This window comes from Terribacillus sp. 7520-G, from assembly GCF_002271665.1.
GTDB lineage: Bacteria > Bacillota > Bacilli > Bacillales > Amphibacillaceae > Terribacillus.
Map to the genome: position 1 here is coordinate 1 of NZ_NQFP01000003.1, position 19453 is coordinate 19453.

The window sequence follows — 19453 nt, forward strand, 5'->3', positions numbered from 1 at the left end:
GCGGCCGCAAGCAATGCCTGCATTTTTTGAAGGAATCCTTCTTCTTGCTCCGCTTGAATACCTGTGAAATTCCCTATTTGTCCGGTGAAGATGATCACGGCGATGCCGGCCGTAAACCCGACCACTACTGGACGCGGGATGAATTTTATCAAGCTGCCGAGCTTGAGCAGCCCGAATATGACAAGCAATATCCCCGCCATCATCCCGGCCAGCAGGAGATCCTGATAACCAAATTGAATGACAATGCCTAACAGAATCGGAACAAACGCTCCAGTCGGTCCTCCAATTTGGAATCTCGATCCGCCAAGCAATGAAATAAGCAGACCGCCGATGATGACTGTATACAGTCCATATTCAGGATTGACCCCCGACGCAATAGCAAAGGACATGCCAAGCGGAATGGCGACGATACCGACAATGATGCCCGCAATGATATCCCGGCGCAGCGCCTGCAAATCATAGCCGCTGTATCTTCCAAGTCTTTTCATTTCATCACTACCTCCCTTTTTGTTGTCACCTTGTTTTTCTTAATTGCATACATTGCAAGAAGCTCCCCGCTCCGACCTCCCTTCCGCAAATTCGTTGGGTATAAGTATTCGACAAAAGCCGAAATTTGTATATCGTACCCATAGGCTATAAATCTTGCCATTCTCATAAAAGGATATTTACTTTGTTTAGTTTCTTAATCCTAACTATCCTCCTGCCTCTATAGAGCCGGATGCATAAAATCCTGGTAAACATCGCCGTATGGGGGTCTCTTTGTAAAATATTTGTAAGCTCCTTATCGGGGAGATACTTTCTTCCTGACTCTTTCTGCCTGTTACTTATCGCATGGCTTACAGCCAGCCATCATGCCATTTTCCTCTTTTGATTGATAGGATTCTTATATATGAAAGTAAGATTAGAATTTGCTTAGAGTATTTATATATGCTAATATATGCATATAAGCAAATAAGAGGAGCGTCTGCATATGAAGCATGATACACATTCGGAACTGACAGAAGAGAGGCTGACACATGTTTCGCAAATCTTCAAAGCCCTCGGTGATCCGACACGCATACGGATCCTGCACCTGCTGCTCGATCAGGAATGCAGTGTCAATCAGATAGCAGAGAAGCTTCAGCTGCATCAATCCACCGTGTCTCATCAGCTGAGCTCGATGAAAAAGATCCGGCTGGTCAAATCGAGACGGGAAGGTACGACAATTTATTATTCACACGATGACAAACACGTCATCGATTTACTGACAGAAGCCATCAGCCACGCCTGCCATAATTAATCTATCGGAGGAATATGTATGGGACACGGACATGCACATGATCATGGACATGGTCATCACCATCATCACGGACACAATGCGAATAAAAAAGCCTTACTGATCAGTTTCATCCTGACGGCAGGATTCATGCTGCTGGAAGCTGTCGGAGGCTTCCTGACAAACAGCCTCGCCCTGCTCTCGGACGCCGGGCATATGCTGAGTGATGCGGTATCACTTGGCGTCGGTCTGTTTGCCTTCATTCTGGGTGAGCGCGTAGCCAATTACAGCAAGACCTACGGCTATAAACGGTTTGAAATACTTGCTGCGCTATTCAATGGCGTCACCTTGATCCTTGTTTCCCTTTATATCTTTTATGAGGCAATCCAGCGTTTCCGCGAGCCTGCAGAAATAGCATCAGGCGGTATGCTGATCATTGCCATTATCGGATTCCTTGTCAACGTTCTGGTTGCCTGGATCCTGATGCGCGGTGATACAAGTGAGAATCTGAATGTGCGCGCAGCTTTCCTGCATGTTATCGGCGATTTGCTTGGGTCAGTCGGTGCGATTGCTGCTGCATTGCTCGTACTTCTGTTCGGCTGGAATTGGGCCGATCCAGCTGCAAGCGTCATCGTTGCCGCCCTGGTGATCCTGAGCGGCTGGCGGGTGACGAAGGATGCCATCCATGTGCTGATGGAAGGTACACCTCGCAATGTAGAGATGCAAAAAATCATTGATTGTATCGAAAAGGCACCAGGTATCATCTCCATTCATGATTTACATGTATGGAGCATCACCAGCGGACAGAATGCCCTTTCCTGTCACGCAGTCGTACAAGGTGACTTGCTGGTCGAGCAGAGTCAGGTCATGTTGCGGAAAATCGAGCATGATCTGGAGCACCTTGGAATCGGTCATGTGACCATCCAGATGGAAACAGCTGCCCATACTCATGAAGAATCCCTCATGTGCCAGCACGATGCCGATTCCCATACACATATCCATGCGCATTGAAAAAGACGAGGAATGATCCTCGTCTTTTTTATGCGGAAGGAGCAGAACTTGAATCTGGATATGATTAAAAAACTAGCTGCCGAATAACAGTTCCGCCAAGCGCTTTCCAAATATCATGACAACGCCGGAACCAGCACCAAGCAGAGAAATGATACTGATTAAGATAGCACCTTTGACTCGCAGCTTCTCCTTTTTGAAAGTGGCATTCGATTCGAGTTCCTGTATTTTCCTTTCCTGTTCATACAGCTTCTCCATGATCTGATTCTGTGCATCCATTTGCTTTTCCAGTGTAACAGCCATTCTTGCTGTGTGACTGTCAATGTTTTCAAGCCACTTTCCCAAAGGCAGCAGTTTCTTATTGATGCTGACCAAATCTTCCCTGATGCCATCGATATCCCGTTGAAATTCCTCCCGAAGCTTAAGCTGCATTTCCAAGAGCTCTGTACGCGAGATGTAATCACTGTTCTTTGCGGGCTCCAAGCTCTCCTACCCCTCTCTGCGCGCCCTGCTCCTTCTTATTTTCATACTATGCATGTACTTTTCTGTCCGATTGTGTCCGCACTTGTCGTAATCATACTGCCTTTTGTTCTGCTTCAAGTTTCCGGATATCCAGCTGCGGAGTGATCATATACATGATGAAAGTCCCTGCCAGACCGATCAGGGTAAGCAAGATGCCCATCGCGATGGATGACACGAATCCGCTGAGCGTGACTGTCAACGAGACAATCAGCATGGATAGATTATATTGAAGTCCCCCGAAAGCCATATACGCACTGCGTTTATCATCTGGAGGGATCGCCGCCATATAGGATTGTTCCACAGGCACCCGGAACACTTCCCCGACGGTGAGTACTGCCATCATGATGAACAGCACCCAAATATCATTTGAGAATGTCAGCGCAGCATAACCCATCGTAAAGATGAGACAGCTGGCGACAAGTACCACTCTATCCTTCATCCCGGCAATGAGTTTGGCAGCAAATAAGGCCAGCAAAGCAACCAGGATCGTATTTTCACTCCGCAAAAGCCCCATCATTTTCACGCCATCCACTTCCCAGAAGAGAAATTGCTGTGTTGGCATTTCCTCTGCCAGCCGGATACCAATATAACTAGTCAGCTGGAATTCCATACTCAAAACCAAGATCCCCCCTGCGATGAACCAGACAAACAGCCGGTCGCGCATGACGGACTGATAAGTGCCAAAGATTTGGGTGATGTGCTGGAATGGCTTGACTTCCACTTTCTGCGGAAAATGTGTCTCCGCGATAAAAAAGTAGACCACGAACAATGTTGCCGCTGCCGTGATTGTCAGCGCCAGGAATAATTCAAATAAATAGTTCTCAAACATGAACGCACCGGCGATTCCGCCTAAAGCAATGGACAAGTTACTCGCCCAATAGCCGATGGAATAAATCAGCCGCCGCTGATCTGGTGTACTGACGTCAATCAGCATCGCATCATTGGCCGGCCCTGCCAGTCCCCAGCAAACACTGTTCAGCATGATCATGCCATATGTAATCTCAGGTGATTCGAACCACGGTGAATTGCTTACCATCATCATGAAAAATGCCACCAGCCTAAGTGTTTCAGCCAGCAGCATTATCTTGCGCCGCCCGAATAAATCACTGAAGTAACCGCCAATCAATGACATCCCGATTCCGACGAATACATTGACGAGCAGCAGCAGTCCAGCTACTTTCGCTCCGAAATGCATTGCCAGATAGATGGTCATGAATGGTGTCACCATACTGCCGATCAAACTGGAAACGAAGGATTCCACAAGCCTTATCTTTATATTTGGATGAAAATCCCGAAACCGCATCGTATCCCCCCCTTTTCTGTATTTTCTAATTGTATAGATATTTTACAGTAAATTCCATAGGGTATGAAAATAAAAAATGACCACAAGGATTTTCCCTTGTGGTCATTCCGAATGCGTTCGAAGGAAATCGATCATATGATCGAAGCTGTATTGCGCTTCCTCCAAATATAATTTTCGCTGATATTCATGCCCGGCTGCTGGATGGGAAGCGTCGAAGAACATCCTTTCCACCTCTACCCCGGCCGCATCCAATTCATCTGCCATCTCCACACTTTGCGAATGCAGTTTATCGGTTTCACCGGATGAAATGAATGTCGGGGGATAATCCGGGGTAATCTGGAACACCGGTGACATATCCCGCAGACGCGGATCATCGATGAAGTCTTTATTACCAGTATAAGACCAAAGAAATGTCGTCATATTATTGAAGCCCGTCTGCTGTGCCTGTTCCAGATTCAGGACACCATTATACAGCAATGCCCCCTTAAGCTGGTCCGGCTGGAGCGCCGAATTCTCACCAATGACGGATTCCGTTGTCGGATTGGTTGCCATTGCCGCGACCATGCCGGCAAGATTTGCACCCGCTGAGCCTCCGCCGACGAAGACCCGTTCTGTATCGCCATCATAACGGGGGGCTTCCCGCAATGCAAAACTGATTGCATCATTCAATTGATAGAGCTGGGAAGGAAAAGTATATTCCGGCGCCAGCCCATAATTCACATTCACAACCAAGTAACCTTCGGAAGCTATCCACATAGTGAATGGATTCTGAGCTTCTTTGTCGCCGCCGACCCATCCGCCGCCATGAATATAGATGACGATTGGAAGTGCTCCTTGGGCATCCTCCGGATAATAGAAATCCAATCTGCCATCATAATTTTCAGTTGGATAGGCAATATCCTTCACTGCTGCGACATTATCCGGATAAGGCATATCCGGTTGTCCATCGCTTTGATCGATTGCCATAAAAGCTCTAATCTCAGGAGAAAAGAGACTGCCGATGAGGAGCAGGACACCACTCGCCAAAATGATGACTCCCGGAATCCATACCCTTTTTCTCCGCAACATGCTATCTCTTTCCTCCTCTCTGTACGCTCATACGCTGCTTCTTATTAGCTTATAACAAATAAGGTGTAATATCCATGCCTTCCGTCCGTCCAAGTATTGCCTCTGCTACCAGTTTCCCTGAGTATGGAGCAAGATTCAAACCAGCAGGGCCGAATCCGGCTGCCAGGTGAAGTCCGTCCACAGCCTGGACCGGACCAAGGATCGGATAAGGGTTCGGACCTGCAGGACGCAGACCGATGCGGAATTCTTCCACTTCCTCATCCGCGAGACCCGGCGCGACCTTCAGTGCCTCCCGCACCACTTCCTGCATACCCGCGGCTGTCAGTTTCGTATCATAGCCTGAGCCTACTTCCCTCGTGGCTCCTGCCACGACTTTTCCGTCGTCGAAGCCAAGCAAATAGTGGCTGCTTTTCGGCAGAATGACCGGCCAATCACTTGTATCTGCATCCACACGCATATGCATGATCTGACCCTTCTGCGGTTCGACTGGCAGCTTTAGGCCGATTGGTTCCAGCAGATTGTTGATCCAAGCTCCTGCCGCTGCCACGACTGCATCTGCCTCGATCATCTCCTCACCGACACGTACTCCAAGGACTTTGTTGTTTCCTTCATGGAGCAAGACAGCTTCCCCCTGCTTATACCGAACGCCGTGCTTTTCTCCTGCCTCAAGCAAAGCCTGCAGCAGCTGCCGTCCATCCACACGCGCCGCACCTTCCAGATAGAGAGCCGTCATATCCTCGCGCAGCGGCGGGAATTTCCCTCTGGCTTCTTCTGCACTCAACCTCTTGATTTCCCCGATTTCCGGTGTGTCAATCCTCTGTTTATAGGCGAGCTTCTCCAGCTCATCCAGCCGCTTCTTACTGGCACTGACATATAATGCCCCTACTTGCTTGTAGCTGACATTTGCCTGGCCATCCTCCTTCAGCAGCTCCAGCAGGCTCGGATAATAAAGCGCACCCGCTTTAGCCAGGGTAAAATAAGGCTTGATCCGGACACGTTTGGACAGCCACGGGGAAATGATGCCAGCTCCAGCTGCTGTGGCCTGCCCTTTCGCTTTCGAATCGATGATCGTCACTTTCTTCCCGGCCTTTGCCAGATGATAGGCTGTGCTCGCTCCGGCAATACCTCCGCCGACAACTGCAATATGCATAGTACTTCCCCCAGTTTCTTTTTCTCCCTATTATACACAGATGCTGCAGCTGTTTCAGGATATACCTTTCGTGCTACACTAGAAGCATAAACTTCAAGGAGATGAAGATGATGAAACAAACATTGATCGACCGTCTTACTACATATGCAAAAGTGGATACACAATCCAATGAAGACATCGAAACGACTCCTTCCACCCCAGGGCAGCTTGAGCTCGCCAATATGCTAGTCGATGAGCTGAAACAGATCGGCATGGAAGAAGTGACGATCGATGACAATGGCTATGTAATGGCGACACTGCCGGCTACCACCGACAAAGATGTACCTGTGATCGGTTTCATGGCCCACGTCGATACCGCGACGGATTTCACCGGAAAGAATGTCAATCCGCAGGTGATCGAGAACTTCGACGGAAATGATATCACCCTCAATGAAGAGCTTGATGTAGTTCTGTCCGCAGCCGAATTTCCTGAATTGCCTGGCTACAAGGGACATACTTTGATGACGACAGACGGCACAACACTTCTCGGTGCCGATAATAAAGCCGGCATCGCCGAAATCATGACCGCGATGGAATACTTGATCCAGCATCCGGAAATCAAGCATGGCAAAATCCGCGTCGCTTTCACGCCCGATGAAGAAATCGGCCGCGGTCCCCATAAATTCGATGTGGAGGCTTTCGGTGCAGCATACGCTTACACTATGGATGGCGGTCCGCTAGGCGAACTGGAGTATGAAAACTTCAACGGCGCCCAGGCGAAAATCACGTTCAACGGCAACAATGTGCATCCAGGAACAGCAAAGAACAAAATGGTAAACAGTATGAAAATAGCCATGGAATTCCATGCCAAGCTCCCTGAGGATGAAGCTCCGGAATATACGGAAGGCCGCGAAGGCTTCTTCCACCTGCTTTCTTTCCAAGGAGATGTGGAACAGACAAAACTCCAATATATCCTTCGTGATCATGATCGGGACAAATTCGAGGCGAAAAAGGCTTTATTCGAAGAAATCGCCGCAGAGCTCCGAGCTGAATATGGTGACAAGAGCATCGAGCTGCATATGCGTGACCAATACTACAACATGCGTGAAAAAATAGAGCCTGTCATGGAAATCGTCGACATTGCATCCGATGCCATGAAACGCCTGGATATAGAGCCAGTGATCAAACCAATCCGCGGTGCAACGGACGGCTCACAGATTTCTTATATGGGCTTGCCGACCCCGAACGTCTTCACCGGCGGCGAGAACTATCACGGAAAATTCGAATACATTTCTGTCGATAATATGGAAAAAGCTACAAAAGTCATCATCGAAATCGCAAAACTGTTCGAGGAACAAGCCAAATAAACACAGAGCCGGAACCCCCGGCTCCTTCCTTGTTGACAACCTGACCATAATTGCATATAATTATCTCGAATTCGAGATAAAAGGAAGCGTGAACGACTATGGCGGCAGATAACGTAGGCTTATCGTTAAAGCTATTCATTGTATTGACAAGGGCTCTCCAATCCATCAAAAAGCGGGTCGAGGAGGATATCAAGAAGCAAGGAATCAATTTAACGGAATTCGCTGTGCTGGAACTGTTATTTCATAAAGGAGACCAGCCAATCCAGAAAATCGGCAGTAAAGTTTTATTATCCAGCAGCAGCATCTCGTATGTAGTGGATCGCCTGGTCCAGAAAGAGATGATCAGAAGACGTCCCTGCCCGGAGGATCGGCGCATTACCTTTGCCACTTTGACAGATAAGGGCCGCGCATTCATGGAGGACTACTTCCCTAAACATGAACAAGCGATCCACAGCATTCTGGCAGGTCTTGACGATGATGAAAAAGCGCAAGTCATCGAGCATATCAAAACACTGGGATTATATGCCGAGGGTGCTTCCATCAATAAATAAAAGGAGGAATAAAGATGATTCATGTTTTCAAAGCAGCCAAACAAGCAAACAAACCGACCTTTCTATTGCTGCACGGTACGGGCGGTACCGAAAAAGATCTGTTGCCGCTGGCTAATATGATCGATCCTGACGCAGCGGTTTTGAGCGTACGGGGAAATGTCTCCGAACATGGTATGCCCCGCTTCTTCAAACGTCTTGCAGAAGGGGTCTTCGATGAAGAGGATTTGATTTTCCGTACCGGGGAGCTGCGTGATTTCCTTGATGAAGCAGCTGAAAAATACGGATTCGACCGGGATCAGATAATCGCAGTCGGCTACTCCAACGGTGCCAATATTGCAGCAAGCCTCCTCTACCATTTCAGCGATTCGCTAAAAGGAGCGATCCTGCATCATCCGATGGTGCCTAGACGACATATCGAACTCGCCAAGCAGCAAGGAACGCCTGTCTTCATCACGGCAGGCGACAATGATCCCATTTGCCCGAGATCCGAGGCAATCGAGCTTGAGCAAATGCTTCGCGATGCTGGCGCTGAACCATCCATTCACTGGGAGAGCAATGGACACAGCCTGACCCATACAGAAGTCCAAGCAGCAGCGGAGTGGTATCGTAAACACTTCTGAGCGCCTGGAACCAAGCATTCTGATTACACAAAATGCCGAAACATGAGAAATTTGCCCATGTTCGGCTTTTTCTCTTGGCAGAATATCTCGCAATGGAACCCACACGACTCTTCCCCTTCCTTTGTTCAGCAGGGCATACCAGTTTATTTTGTGGTATAATTTAACTGAAATGAAAGAAATTATTTAAATATAGAGCTGTCTTGTACATGCTACTTCGTTTATGCAGAGGAAGGGACTAAAATTGAACAGATCATATAAGACATTCACCATAACCTTTAATAGCCTCCTAATATTATTCTCCATAGGAATCATCTATTCATCCTTGATAGGATGGAATGAACTGGACAGATCACTTCTTTATCTTCTGCTGGGGATGGCGATATTCATCAGTCGATTGACTTGGATTGTCAAAGTATACGTGCAGCAAAGACGTACACCGCATTGAACCTGCTTCAATGGTTTGCCTACTATAAAGGAAACAAAGCCTGCGCATGGGATGCGCAGGCTTTGTTCATTCCATTCCGATCCAAACACTTTTCACTTCGGTATAGTTATCCAAAGCATACGAACCCATTTCCCGGCCGATACCGGATTGTTTATATCCTCCGAATGGCGATGCCGCATCGAAGGCATTATAGCAGTTGACCCACACTGTACCGGCACGGAGGCGGTTGGCGATATAATGTGCTTTTGTGACATCCTGTGTCCAGACGCCGGCAGCCAGGCCGTATTCGCTGTCATTCGCCCGGCGAATCAGTTCATCGAGGTCATCGTAAGGCATTGCCGAAATGACCGGGCCGAAGATTTCCTCCTTGGCAATCGTCATTTCATCCCGTACATCGGCAAAGATCGTCGGCGAGACGAAATAGCCCTGCTCCTGCGGTTTGCCCCCGCCAGTGACGAGCTCCGCCCCTTCACTTCTTCCCTTCTCGATATAGCCAAGCACTCGTTCCTGCTGCTCCAATGATACGAGCGGACCAATCTCGGTATCTGCATGAATGCCAGCGCCCTGTTTGATTTTTTCTGCGTGGGAAGCCATATCGGCAATCACATTATCAAATTGCTTTTTCTGGATGAAGACACGTGATCCAGCGCAGCATACCTGTCCTTGATTGAACATGACACCGTTCAGCGTACCAGGGATTGCCTTGGTCAGATCCGCATCCGGCAAAACGATATTCGGGGACTTGCCGCCAAGCTCCAACGTCACTCGCTTCAATGTTTTCGATGCATTGGCCATGATCTGCTTCCCGACGCTGGTGGAGCCGGTGAAAGCAATCTTATCCACGAGCGGATGATCGACAAGCGGCTGGCCCGCTGTTTCGCCGAATCCAGGCACGATATTGAGAACGCCAGCCGGGAATCCTGCTTCCTCTGCCAGTTCTGCTAGGTATAATGCGGACAGCGGTGTCTGCTCCGCTGGCTTCAGTACCACCGTACAGCCAGTGGCCAGTGCCGCACCGAGCTTCCACATCGCCATCAGGAGCGGGAAGTTCCACGGAATGATCTGTCCTACCACACCAAGCGCTTCATGTCTTGTGTAATTGAAATATGGGCCGTTCACAGGTATTGTCTGTCCGACGATTTTTGTCGACCAGCCTGCGTAATAGCGCATATGTTCAATAGCCAGCGGAATATCCGCGTTTGTCGTTTCCCTGATCGGTTTCCCATTGTCCAGCGTTTCGAGCTGGGCAAGTGCGTCTGCATGTTCTTCCATCAAGTCGGCCAGCTTGTACATGATACGGCTTCGTTCCGCTGCTGTCATCGTCGACCACGGACCTTCATCGAAAGCCTGGCGCGCTGCTTTCACCGCACGATCGATATCCTCTGCCCCGGCTTCATAGACAGTTGCCAGTACTTCACCAGTAGCTGGGTTGTATGATTCGAATGTCTTCTCCGTTGCACTTGCCGTGAACTCTCCATTGATATACAATTTCTTCGTTCCATTCAAAAAACGCTCCACTTTCTCATGCACACCTGCTGCTAATTGACTCATAGAAATCCTCCTCAGATTGTATTCTAGTTTTGTCTAAGCGTCGTGATGCAAGATGACGATTTCGGGAACCGCTTACAATAGCTATGGTAGCACCTTGTTATCTTGGAAAGCAATTGATAGCATGGAAGAAAGGTACGCTAAATTTCGACATGGAAAAAGGCTCAGCCGACAGGCTGAGCCTCCATCCCTATCTCCTGCAGGAATCGTTTCACCACTCGTTCGTACTCCTGTTTATTCTCGGCCAAGGACATGGCATGATCGCCCTTTTCGAATAAATGCAGCTGCTTGTACCCCTTCTGTTTCCGTGCGTACAAGTCCCTCGTCATTTGCACTGGAATATACGAATCTGGCAGACTGCTGATAAAGAGGACAGGCTTTTCGATATTGGCTATGGCATTTATCGGGGATACATCCCGGAAGCGGTATCCATCCATTTTCCGGACAATCAATTCTGCTGCCGGCAAGAAAACTTGACGCGGCAAACGGAATTGAACTTTCAGCCGATAGGCAACCTGTTCTGCAAAATCACTGTAAGGGCAGTCAGCTATATAAAAATCGGCACCATCCTCCACTGTCCCTGCATAAAGCAGCGCGGTTGCTGCTCCCATGGATTCACCATGCACACCCAATTTCAAATCATAATCATACCGTTCCTTCGTCCACTGGATCACCCGAGCCAGATCATGTCTTTCGTGGTAGCCATACGTAATACTGCTGCCGTCGGAAAGTCCGTGTCTGCGCTGATCGTATAAAACGACGTTAAAGCCCAGCTCCAGGAATATGTTCATATATTTGATGGAATTATATTTAGTGACAGCCACTCCATGCGAGATGACTGCTACATGCCTGGAATCTGGATTCCCCACGTAATGCGTGCCATATATTTTCCCCTCATTGGAAGGGACATCGAACTCTTCCTTACGCAGTCTATCATAAGCTGCTTTGTCGTAGCGCCCGGCCTCCACCTCACGTTTGATCGTCTCTTCCTCCGTGAAGGCTTTCATATGGCGCAGCTCCTTATTGACGAGCTGTGTCACAAGCAGCGTATATCCTCCGAAAAGGCCCGCAGCAGAAAGTAATATACCTTTCTTTCCCATATCACTACCCCCTTATTTGTATTATATTTTACAATAAGCATATCAAGTGTTGCTTTTTAAAATAAAATGAGTTAACTTATCATTTGATAAGTTATTGAAGAGGTTAGACATATGGCGAGGAAAAAAGAAGTTTCCGCTGAACAGACGCAGCGGAATATTATCGGGACAGCTGAACGGCTTTTCATGACACACGGCTACAGGGCGATATCCACCCGCCGCATCGCAGAGGAATGCGGAATTACACAGCCTGCTCTATATCACCATTTCCCTAATAAACAGGCCATCTATTTGGAGGTTGTCCGTTCCACCATGGTGCAGACAGAAGAAGCGATGGCACATGTACTGCAGGATCATGCTGATAGTAAGGATCGTATACGGCAAATAGCCTATTTTATGATCATGAACCATCAAGGTGATATGACGCAGATGTTTCATGATCTGCAATATGAAATTGATGAGGAACATCAGAAAACCATCCAGGATTGGTGGATGAGGAGCTACTTCAATCCTGTGATGCAGACAGTCACGGAGGGAATGGCCAAAGGGGAGATAAAATCAGTGACTTCTGCATCACCGATGGAGCTGAGCTTTTTCGTCCTCGAAATGATGAAATCTTCCCTCCCTCCTTCCAAGCAGGAACAGGAAGCAAGAAGAACGTTCGCCGACAAGAAATCGAAGATGCTCGCAGATATCCTTTTTGATGGAATCCGGAAAAAATAAAAGATTATGCACATAATCTTTTATTTTTCGGGTATAACTTATCGATCGATAAATTAATTAGGAGGGAATATGCATGCAAAAAATAGGTGCATTCATAAGCAGTAAATCCGGGCGATGGGTCATTTTAGCAGCCTGGATTGTCCTTGCACTTGCATTGAATCTTGCTTTGCCGCAAGCAAACTCACAGGAAGACGAACAAGCCGAAACATTCTTGAATGACACAAACAGCGAGGAAGCGGCGCGCATCATCGAAGAAGAATTCTCCGATAACAGCGGTCTGCCTGCTTTGCTGACCTGGTACCAGGAAGATGGCCTTTCGGATGAAGATCTGAAGGCAATACAGCAGTACAGCGCAGGTTTGCAGGATGCCGAGATAAAAGCTGCCGCAGTTCCCCCATTTCAGGATATCCCGCTTCCAGCTTTGAAGGAACAGCTTTCGGATGATGGGACCACACTCGTCATGCCGATTCTGTTTGCTGACGGAACAGCTGCGGATACAGTGGAAGCAGGGCTTGAAAAGATCCAATCTGCAGCAAATGATGCCTTTGAGCAGAATCCATTCGAACAAGGATTGGACAGCGGCAACTTACTCGTTCGGACGACAGGTCCAGCTGGTATTTCTGCCGATGCTGTCAGCCTCTTCTCTCAGGGGGATACCACACTTCTCTTTGCAACTGTACTGATCGTGCTTATTTTCCTATTGGTCATCTATCGCTCTCCAATATTGGCATTGGTGCCTCTTATCGGTGTCGGATTTGCTTATTTGGTCATCAGTCCGATCCTTGGTGCATTGGGAGAAGCCGAGTCGATCTCATTTGATTCACAAGGACTCGCAATCATGACTGTATTGCTCTTCGGGGCAGGTACCGATTACTGCCTGTTCTTGATCACCCGCTTCCGGGAAAATCTTTGGGAGATAAAAAGCAAGAAAACAGCACTTATCCGATCCCTTGCTTCTGCAAGCGGCGCTATTGCCATGAGCGGGCTGACGGTCATCGTCGCGATGCTGGTCTTGCTCGCTGCAGACTACGGATCCATCAACAGATTCGCGATACCTTTCGCGATATCCATCTTCATTATGCTGCTTGCGAGCCTGACACTTGTACCAGCGCTGCTTGCAATCATCGGCCGTGTCTCCTTCTTCCCTTTCATTCCCAGAACAGCGGAGATGCAAAAGGAGAGAGCACAAGACAAAGGAAAGCCTGTCCATACCAAGAAGCCCCATAACAAAATCGGTAATGCTGTCGGCAGCCTTGTCACGGAACATCCTTGGAAAATCGCCATCATCACCATCGTTGTACTCGGTGTGCTGGCCGGAATTTCCTCGCGCATCACCTATACGTATGATACGCTGTCTTCCTTTCCGGATGGCATGCCTTCAAAGGAGGGCTTTGAAATCCTCGAAGATCATATGAATGCAGGAGAGCTTGCCCCGGTATCGGTCATCACGGAAACAGATGACCCCGAAGCAGTGCATGCTGCTTTGTACGATTTACCTTATACGGCGGCTGTGGTGGATCCCGAGCAAGCAAAATCGAATGATCGACTGATCCGTATCCAGCTTGAATTGAATGAAAACCCTTATTCAAACGAAGCAATGGCTCACGTTCCCGACATCAAAGAAACCGTGGCAGCTGTCACCGGTGATGCCGACAGCGTTTGGATCGGCGGTCAGACAGCAGAACAATATGATACACAGCAAGTGACCAAGCATGACGAAAAATGGATCATCCCCATCGTTGTCGGCTTCATCACTTTGCTGCTGCTGACATATTTACGCTCCGTGACTGCAACGATTTATCTCGTTGCGACCGTCCTGCTTTCCTTCTTCAGCGCATTGGGACTCGGCTGGCTTATCCTGCATCATGGATTCGGCGTCGACGCAATCCAAGGATTCATCCCGCTGTATGCATTTGTATTCATCGTTGCGCTTGGGGAAGATTATAATATCTTCATGATCTCAAGCATTTGGAAACGCAGCAAAACGATGCCGCTTAAACAAGCGATTGCAGACGGTGTTGCCCATACCGGCGGTGTCATCACCTCTGCAGGTTTGATCCTGGCAGCAACATTTGCCGTTTTGACGACTCTGCCTATTCAAATTCTTGTTCATTTCGGGACGATCACGGCAATAGGTGTACTTCTGGATACCTTCCTTGTCCGTCCTTTCCTCGTACCAGCCATGACAGCCATTCTTGGCAAATGGGCATTCTGGCCTTGGAGGAAGCGCATACAGCAATCCGAACAGAATGAACAGAAGGCACAGGCTTGATTTGACACGGGAAGATGATGACTAAGAGCGGCGTGTGAAATCGAAATACGATTTCACACGCCATTCTTTTTGAATCTGTTTTTTTGTATTTGCGTAATGCAAACAGTCATAGAGCTGACAGTAAAATAAGCCCTATTGTCGATGATACTTCGATATCAAACTTTGCACTTAAAGCACATAGCAGGATACCAAAGCTGATACCTGGATAATCTTCCCCATGAAATTGCATAAAGCCACTTCATCATAGATTGGGCTTTTTCGCTCCCGGGCATTGTGTCATAGCAAGGCCCCTTTCCTTTTTGATAGGAACATAGCGAAAATCAAAAAAGGGATAAAATAAGAAAACAGACAATTGCTCCATTCACAACGACCATCCCTCTCCGGCCCTTATTCAAAAGTCCAAATTCATATGTCCAGGCAAACAACACTTTCTATCACATTACCAGGATCACTTTCACCCTATTCCCCTTCCATTCTTGTCCAAGCAAATCCTTTCCATATATGCACATGCATTTGCTAAAGTTAAGACAGACTAATGAAAAGGAGCTGAGCAAGAAATGACAGAACGCGTGCAGTTAGGCAAGTCAGGATTATACGTTAATCCGATTGGAGTCGGTACGAATGCGGTCGGAGGCCATAACCTCTATCCGAATCTGGATGAGGAACAAGGCAAGGAGGTTGTCCGCCAAGCGATCGAAAATGGGATGAATTTCTTTGATACAGCTTTTATTTATGGACCAGAACGATCCGAAGAGCTTGTCGGGCAAGTAATCAAAGAAAGCGGAAAACGCGACGATATCGTCATCGCAACCAAGGCTGCCCATAAAATCATCGATGGCGGGACGAAGATGGATAATTCGCCGAAATTCCTGAAGGATTCGGTGGAAAGTGCTTTGAAACGTCTGCAGACGGATTATATCGATTTATTCTATATCCATTTCCCTGATGAAGATACACCGAAAGCAGAAGCTGTCGGCGCTTTGAAAGAACTGAAAGACCAAGGTAAAATCAAAAGCATCGGTGTTTCCAACTTCTCTATCGAACAGCTTAAAGAAGCGAATGTCGATGGCTATGTAGATGTGCTGCAATCGGAATATAATCTTTTCAAACGCGGTGCGGAAAAAGACCTGCTTCCATATACAGCCGAAAATAATATTTCCTTCGTACCTTACTTCCCGCTTGCCTCCGGCTTGCTTGGCGGTAAATACGATGAGAATACGAAGTTTGATGATTTGCGTGCGAACGATCCACTGTTCCAAGGAGAAGCCTTCAAACAGAATCTTCAAAAAGTGGATCAGCTGCGGGGCATCGCTTCCAGGAAGGATGCAGAGATTGCTCATGTCGTGCTCGCTTGGTACCTGACTCGCGATAGCATCGATGCCATCATCCCTGGAGCAAAACGTCCGGAACAAGTACTGAATAACCTGAAGACATTGGATGTCAAATTGACTGCTGAGGATATCGAAGCTATCGATAAGATTTTCCGATAAGAAGAAGCGGATGCCCGGGCATCCGCTTTTTCTTCATTTTTGTTCGGATTGAACAAGTATTTTCACTTGGTTCTTTTCTTTGATCAGGCTTTCGAAGCCTTCTTCCACCACTTCATCAAGCTTGATTTTCTTCGTTACCAGCTTTTCAGCAGAGAAATACCCTTTTTCCATCAAGGATAGCACCTGAGGGAAAACATCGCGATAGCCGATGATGCCTTTTACGGAACGTTCCTGGATAACGATGTCATTCGGCATGATTTCAGCAGGTTTCTCCCAGATGCTGACGATCATCGTTTCACCGCCGATATCAGTAGACTGAATTGCCTGACGCAAGACTACTGGAACGCCTGTCACCTCAAAAGCAACTTCCACACCGCCATCAGTCAATCTCCTGATTTCCTCCACTGTATCATCCACCTTGCTTGGATCTACAACAATGGCACCCAGCTCTTCCGCTTTCGCCTGGCGTTCCGGTGAAAGCTCAACTGCGTAGATTTCAGCAGCTCCTGCAGCTTTCAATGCTTCAATGACAAGCAGGCCGATTGGTCCGCAGCCGAAGACAGCCACTTTATCCCCGGCTTTCACTTTACTGGAACGTACTGCATATAAAGCTACGGCAGACGGTTCTACCAGCGCACCTTGCTCATAGCTCAAAGAATCCGGGAGCTTGAACAGGAGCTCTTCGTCGACGGCTACATATTCACTCAAGCCGCCGCCACCGCCGGCAAGACCCAGGAAGCCCATTTGCTTGTCCAAATTATATGCCCCTTGATGTCCATGCGTTGCAAAGATTGGTTCCACGACTACACGGTCGCCAATCTGGTAATCTTTCACTTCAGGTCCCACTTCGACTACCTCTCCCGAAAATTCATGCCCCATTGTCACCGGAGCCACTTCCCCAGTCAGCGGATGCGGTTCATCGACGGGTATGAAAATCGGTCCGCCAAGATATTCGTGCAAGTCACTTCCGCAAATGCCGCACCATTTCACCTTCATCTTCACCTGATTCGGTTTGATGACAGGCTCATCGATTTCTTCCAATCTGACATCTTTCTTGTCATGCCAACGTAATGCTTTCATTTCTAACATCCCCTTTTATCAGCATTTCCGACTGCATTTTCAGTATAATACTGCTGAATGATATAATAAATTTCGGATCATTTAACTTAAATAAACGTTTGCTTAACTAAATGAGGGATGGACATGACAATCGAGCAATTGAAATATATCGTCGCCATTGCAAGATCAGGTTCACTGAAAGCAGCGGCAGCCGAGCAGCACGTGACATTGCCTGCTCTGAGCCAGGCATTGACCAACCTGGAAAGGGAGCTGAATATCAGCTTATTCAGCCGCTCCCGGACCGGCACGACACCGACAGAAGAAGGCAAGAAGCTTGTCCGGCATGCGGAGGCTGTGCTGGAGAAGCTGCAGGAATTCACCGACGAAGCGGAGACATATACCGAGTCCTTGAATGGAGAGCTCAAAATTGCCAGCTTCCCCGGACCGATGCAGATTCTCGTGGAATTATTCGCTAAATTCCGCAAGCGCCATCCGAATATCAAGGCATCCTTATTCGAGCATACCTCCCAGCACATCATGAGGAAAGTGGCAGCCGAAGCAGTGGATATCGGGCTGGTCATCTATACAGAAAAAGAAGTACAAAAATATCGCAATCTGGTCTTTAAAAGACTGCTGGATGGGCATATGGTCACAGCTGTCAATAATCGGCATCCGCTGGCCAAGGAAAAATTCATCACGGAAGAAATGCTCATCAAACAGCCGATCGTCCTTTATAATGATGCTTATATCCAAGCCTTCATGCGCCAGTTCAAGTCATTGCAATACGACATCCTGTTCACGACGAACAATGTCCAGACGATCCGGAATATGGTGGAAAATGAGACTGCAATCAATATCGGATTCGATTATGCCTTCCGGACCGATGCCGAATTATCGAGAAGCAAAGACATCACGCTGCTCCATTTTGCCCCTCCCTTTTATCAAACTTACGCTTTTGGCTATGTTTATCACGGAAACAATACACTTTCCCGTGTAGCCAAGACCTTTTTACATGAGCTGGAAGAGACGATCATCGCCAAGGAAGAGGCACATGCACATTCGGCCCCGGACTTATACACGCATATAAAAAACACGCCTGTCATTTGACCGGCGTGTTTCAAAATCAAGCGGAAGTTGTTCCTTGTCCGCCATCGATGCGGTAATAAGAGCCTGTAATGAAGGAAGCTTTCTCAGAAGCCAGGAACAGCATCAAATCGGCAATCTCTTCTGCCGTAGCATAACGGTTCATCGGTACGCTCGCTTCAAAGCCTTTTCTGGCTTCTTCTTCATGTCCTTTTGCCGCATTTGTTTCGATGGAACGCATCATTGCCGTATCCACTCCAGATGGTGCAACAGCATTTACACGGACGCCATAATCAGCCACTTCCAATGCAGCTGTTTTATTAAGGCCGATAAGCGCATGCTTCGAAGCGATATAAGCGCTCATGCCTGGAGCTCCAAGCAACCCGCCGTTGGAAGCTGTGTTCACCACTGCACCGCTTTTCTGCGCTGTCATCACTTTCAATACATGCTTCAATCCGAGGAAAGCACCGACTACATTGACAGCGAGCACCTTTTCCAGATTCTCCACAGAAGAATCGACGATATTCGCGAATTCCCCATTGATACCAGCGTTATTGACAAATACATCAATCCGGCCAAAATGCTCTGTTGTTTTTTGTACGTAATTCACTACGTCCTCTTCCTTCGCAACATTGGCTGACAGCAGTAATTTCTCTGCCTCGATGGATACTGCAGCGTTTTCCAATGTTTCCCTGGAAAGATCCACCAAAGCCAGCTTCGCCCCTTCAGCAGCGAATTTCTTGGCAGCCGCAATTCCGATTCCGCCTGCCGCCCCAGTAATAAGTACCACTTTGTCTTTGAATTCCATCTCTTAAGTCCCCTCTCAGAATATGTACTTCATACTTATTATCGGTAACTAAATTACCTTTATCAATTGAATCACTTAAAAAAATAAACAAAAAGAGGCTGGGAT

At 47.8% G+C, this 19453-nt stretch carries 18 protein-coding genes; 9 read left to right on the forward strand and 9 right to left on the reverse strand.

Annotation, left to right across the window (positions count from 1 at the left end; genetic code table 11):
* On the reverse strand, nucleotides 1-488 hold a 488-nt coding region (locus CHH53_RS01570), incomplete at its 3' end, for a SulP family inorganic anion transporter (protein ID WP_255374695.1).
* A gap of 482 nt (nucleotides 489-970) precedes the next feature.
* On the opposite strand from CHH53_RS01570, the gene CHH53_RS01575 reads away from it, so the two are divergent.
* The gene (locus tag CHH53_RS01575) at nucleotides 971-1279 is read left to right on the forward strand and encodes an ArsR/SmtB family transcription factor (RefSeq protein ID WP_095214375.1); all 309 of its coding nucleotides are present in this window, start codon (nucleotides 971-973) and stop codon (nucleotides 1277-1279) included.
* 18 nt (nucleotides 1280-1297) lie between these two features.
* Nucleotides 1298-2266: a cation diffusion facilitator family transporter gene (locus tag CHH53_RS01580; RefSeq protein ID WP_095214376.1), complete on the forward strand. Its 969-nt coding sequence runs from the start codon at nucleotides 1298-1300 to the stop codon at nucleotides 2264-2266.
* Between the two features lie 72 nt (nucleotides 2267-2338).
* Here the strand turns inward: CHH53_RS01580 and CHH53_RS01585 are convergent, their stop codons facing one another.
* From CHH53_RS01585 to CHH53_RS01600, 4 genes are all read right to left on the reverse strand, one after another.
* A complete protein-coding gene (locus tag CHH53_RS01585; RefSeq protein WP_095214377.1) occupies nucleotides 2339-2746 on the reverse strand; it encodes a hypothetical protein in 408 nt (135 codons plus the stop codon).
* A 91-nt stretch (nucleotides 2747-2837) separates the two neighbouring features.
* Nucleotides 2838-4088: an MDR family MFS transporter gene (locus CHH53_RS01590; protein ID WP_095214378.1), complete on the reverse strand. Its 1251-nt coding sequence runs from the start codon at nucleotides 4086-4088 to the stop codon at nucleotides 2838-2840.
* A 102-nt stretch (nucleotides 4089-4190) separates the two neighbouring features.
* Entirely contained in the window at nucleotides 4191-5156 is a 966-nt protein-coding gene (locus tag CHH53_RS01595; protein ID WP_095214379.1) for an alpha/beta hydrolase, read from the reverse strand.
* Between the two features lie 49 nt (nucleotides 5157-5205).
* Nucleotides 5206-6306: an NAD(P)/FAD-dependent oxidoreductase gene (locus tag CHH53_RS01600; protein WP_095214380.1), complete on the reverse strand. Its 1101-nt coding sequence runs from the start codon at nucleotides 6304-6306 to the stop codon at nucleotides 5206-5208.
* A gap of 110 nt (nucleotides 6307-6416) precedes the next feature.
* Here CHH53_RS01600 and pepT point away from each other — a divergent pair, with 110 nt between their 5' ends.
* The 3 genes from pepT to CHH53_RS01615 all read left to right on the forward strand — a co-directional run bounded on the left by pepT (nucleotide 6417) and on the right by CHH53_RS01615 (nucleotide 8823).
* Complete coding sequence (pepT, locus tag CHH53_RS01605; protein ID WP_095214381.1) at nucleotides 6417-7652, forward strand: peptidase T; 1236 nt, start codon at nucleotides 6417-6419, stop codon at nucleotides 7650-7652.
* 98 nt (nucleotides 7653-7750) lie between these two features.
* Complete coding sequence (locus CHH53_RS01610) at nucleotides 7751-8203, forward strand: MarR family winged helix-turn-helix transcriptional regulator (protein ID WP_095214382.1); 453 nt, start codon at nucleotides 7751-7753, stop codon at nucleotides 8201-8203.
* Nucleotides 8204-8217: 14 nt separating this feature from the next.
* Nucleotides 8218-8823 (forward strand): alpha/beta hydrolase, encoded by a 606-nt coding sequence (locus CHH53_RS01615; protein ID WP_095214383.1) that lies wholly within the window; start codon nucleotides 8218-8220, stop codon nucleotides 8821-8823.
* A 511-nt stretch (nucleotides 8824-9334) separates the two neighbouring features.
* Here the strand turns inward: CHH53_RS01615 and CHH53_RS01620 are convergent.
* Both CHH53_RS01620 and CHH53_RS01625 read right to left on the reverse strand, forming a co-directional pair.
* Nucleotides 9335-10819 (reverse strand): aldehyde dehydrogenase family protein, encoded by a 1485-nt coding sequence (locus tag CHH53_RS01620; protein WP_095214384.1) that lies wholly within the window; start codon nucleotides 10817-10819, stop codon nucleotides 9335-9337.
* A gap of 161 nt (nucleotides 10820-10980) precedes the next feature.
* A complete protein-coding gene (locus CHH53_RS01625; RefSeq protein ID WP_095214385.1) occupies nucleotides 10981-11916 on the reverse strand; it encodes an alpha/beta hydrolase in 936 nt (311 codons plus the stop codon).
* Between the two features lie 111 nt (nucleotides 11917-12027).
* Here CHH53_RS01625 and CHH53_RS17755 point away from each other — a divergent pair, with 111 nt between their 5' ends.
* The 3 genes from CHH53_RS17755 (at nucleotide 12028) to CHH53_RS01640 (ending at nucleotide 16398) form a co-directional block, all read left to right on the forward strand.
* Entirely contained in the window at nucleotides 12028-12636 is a 609-nt protein-coding gene (locus tag CHH53_RS17755) for a TetR/AcrR family transcriptional regulator (protein ID WP_095214386.1), read from the forward strand.
* Nucleotides 12637-12709: 73 nt separating this feature from the next.
* Nucleotides 12710-14908, forward strand: coding sequence for an MMPL family transporter (locus CHH53_RS01635; RefSeq protein WP_095214387.1), 2199 nt, complete (start codon nucleotides 12710-12712; stop codon nucleotides 14906-14908).
* Between the two features lie 557 nt (nucleotides 14909-15465).
* A complete protein-coding gene (locus CHH53_RS01640; RefSeq protein ID WP_095214388.1) occupies nucleotides 15466-16398 on the forward strand; it encodes an aldo/keto reductase in 933 nt (310 codons plus the stop codon).
* Nucleotides 16399-16431: 33 nt separating this feature from the next.
* On the opposite strand, the gene CHH53_RS01645 is transcribed toward CHH53_RS01640, so the two are convergent.
* On the reverse strand, nucleotides 16432-17478 hold the full coding sequence (locus CHH53_RS01645) for a 2,3-butanediol dehydrogenase (RefSeq protein WP_095214389.1): 1047 nt from the start codon (nucleotides 17476-17478) through the stop codon (nucleotides 16432-16434).
* A 123-nt stretch (nucleotides 17479-17601) separates the two neighbouring features.
* On the opposite strand from CHH53_RS01645, the gene CHH53_RS01650 reads away from it, so the two are divergent.
* Entirely contained in the window at nucleotides 17602-18564 is a 963-nt protein-coding gene (locus CHH53_RS01650) for a LysR family transcriptional regulator (RefSeq protein ID WP_158221448.1), read from the forward strand.
* A gap of 16 nt (nucleotides 18565-18580) precedes the next feature.
* Here CHH53_RS01650 and CHH53_RS01655 read toward each other — a convergent pair whose 3' ends face one another.
* Complete coding sequence (locus tag CHH53_RS01655) at nucleotides 18581-19348, reverse strand: SDR family NAD(P)-dependent oxidoreductase (protein WP_095214391.1); 768 nt, start codon at nucleotides 19346-19348, stop codon at nucleotides 18581-18583.
* Between the last annotated feature and the right edge of the window lie 105 nt (nucleotides 19349-19453).

Bases quoted from the DNA above. Each gene is read 5' to 3' on its own strand.
- CHH53_RS01575 (WP_095214375.1), top strand. From the start codon at position 971: ATGAAGCATGATACACATTCGGAACTGACAGAAGAGAGGCTGACACAT.
- CHH53_RS01580 (WP_095214376.1), top strand. From the start codon at position 1,298: ATGGGACACGGACATGCACATGATCATGGACATGGTCATCACCATCAT.
- CHH53_RS01590 (WP_095214378.1), bottom strand. From the start codon at position 4,088: ATGCGGTTTCGGGATTTTCATCCAAATATAAAGATAAGGCTTGTGGAA.
- CHH53_RS01595 (WP_095214379.1), bottom strand. From the start codon at position 5,156: ATGTTGCGGAGAAAAAGGGTATGGATTCCGGGAGTCATCATTTTGGCG.
- CHH53_RS01600 (WP_095214380.1), bottom strand. From the start codon at position 6,306: ATGCATATTGCAGTTGTCGGCGGAGGTATTGCCGGAGCGAGCACAGCC.
- pepT (WP_095214381.1), top strand. From the start codon at position 6,417: ATGAAACAAACATTGATCGACCGTCTTACTACATATGCAAAAGTGGAT.
- CHH53_RS01610 (WP_095214382.1), top strand. From the start codon at position 7,751: ATGGCGGCAGATAACGTAGGCTTATCGTTAAAGCTATTCATTGTATTG.
- CHH53_RS01615 (WP_095214383.1), top strand. From the start codon at position 8,218: ATGATTCATGTTTTCAAAGCAGCCAAACAAGCAAACAAACCGACCTTT.
- CHH53_RS01620 (WP_095214384.1), bottom strand. From the start codon at position 10,819: ATGAGTCAATTAGCAGCAGGTGTGCATGAGAAAGTGGAGCGTTTTTTG.
- CHH53_RS01625 (WP_095214385.1), bottom strand. From the start codon at position 11,916: ATGGGAAAGAAAGGTATATTACTTTCTGCTGCGGGCCTTTTCGGAGGA.
- CHH53_RS17755 (WP_095214386.1), top strand. From the start codon at position 12,028: ATGGCGAGGAAAAAAGAAGTTTCCGCTGAACAGACGCAGCGGAATATT.
- CHH53_RS01635 (WP_095214387.1), top strand. From the start codon at position 12,710: ATGCAAAAAATAGGTGCATTCATAAGCAGTAAATCCGGGCGATGGGTC.
- CHH53_RS01640 (WP_095214388.1), top strand. From the start codon at position 15,466: ATGACAGAACGCGTGCAGTTAGGCAAGTCAGGATTATACGTTAATCCG.
- CHH53_RS01645 (WP_095214389.1), bottom strand. From the start codon at position 17,478: ATGAAAGCATTACGTTGGCATGACAAGAAAGATGTCAGATTGGAAGAA.
- CHH53_RS01650 (WP_158221448.1), top strand. From the start codon at position 17,602: ATGACAATCGAGCAATTGAAATATATCGTCGCCATTGCAAGATCAGGT.
- CHH53_RS01655 (WP_095214391.1), bottom strand. From the start codon at position 19,348: ATGGAATTCAAAGACAAAGTGGTACTTATTACTGGGGCGGCAGGCGGA.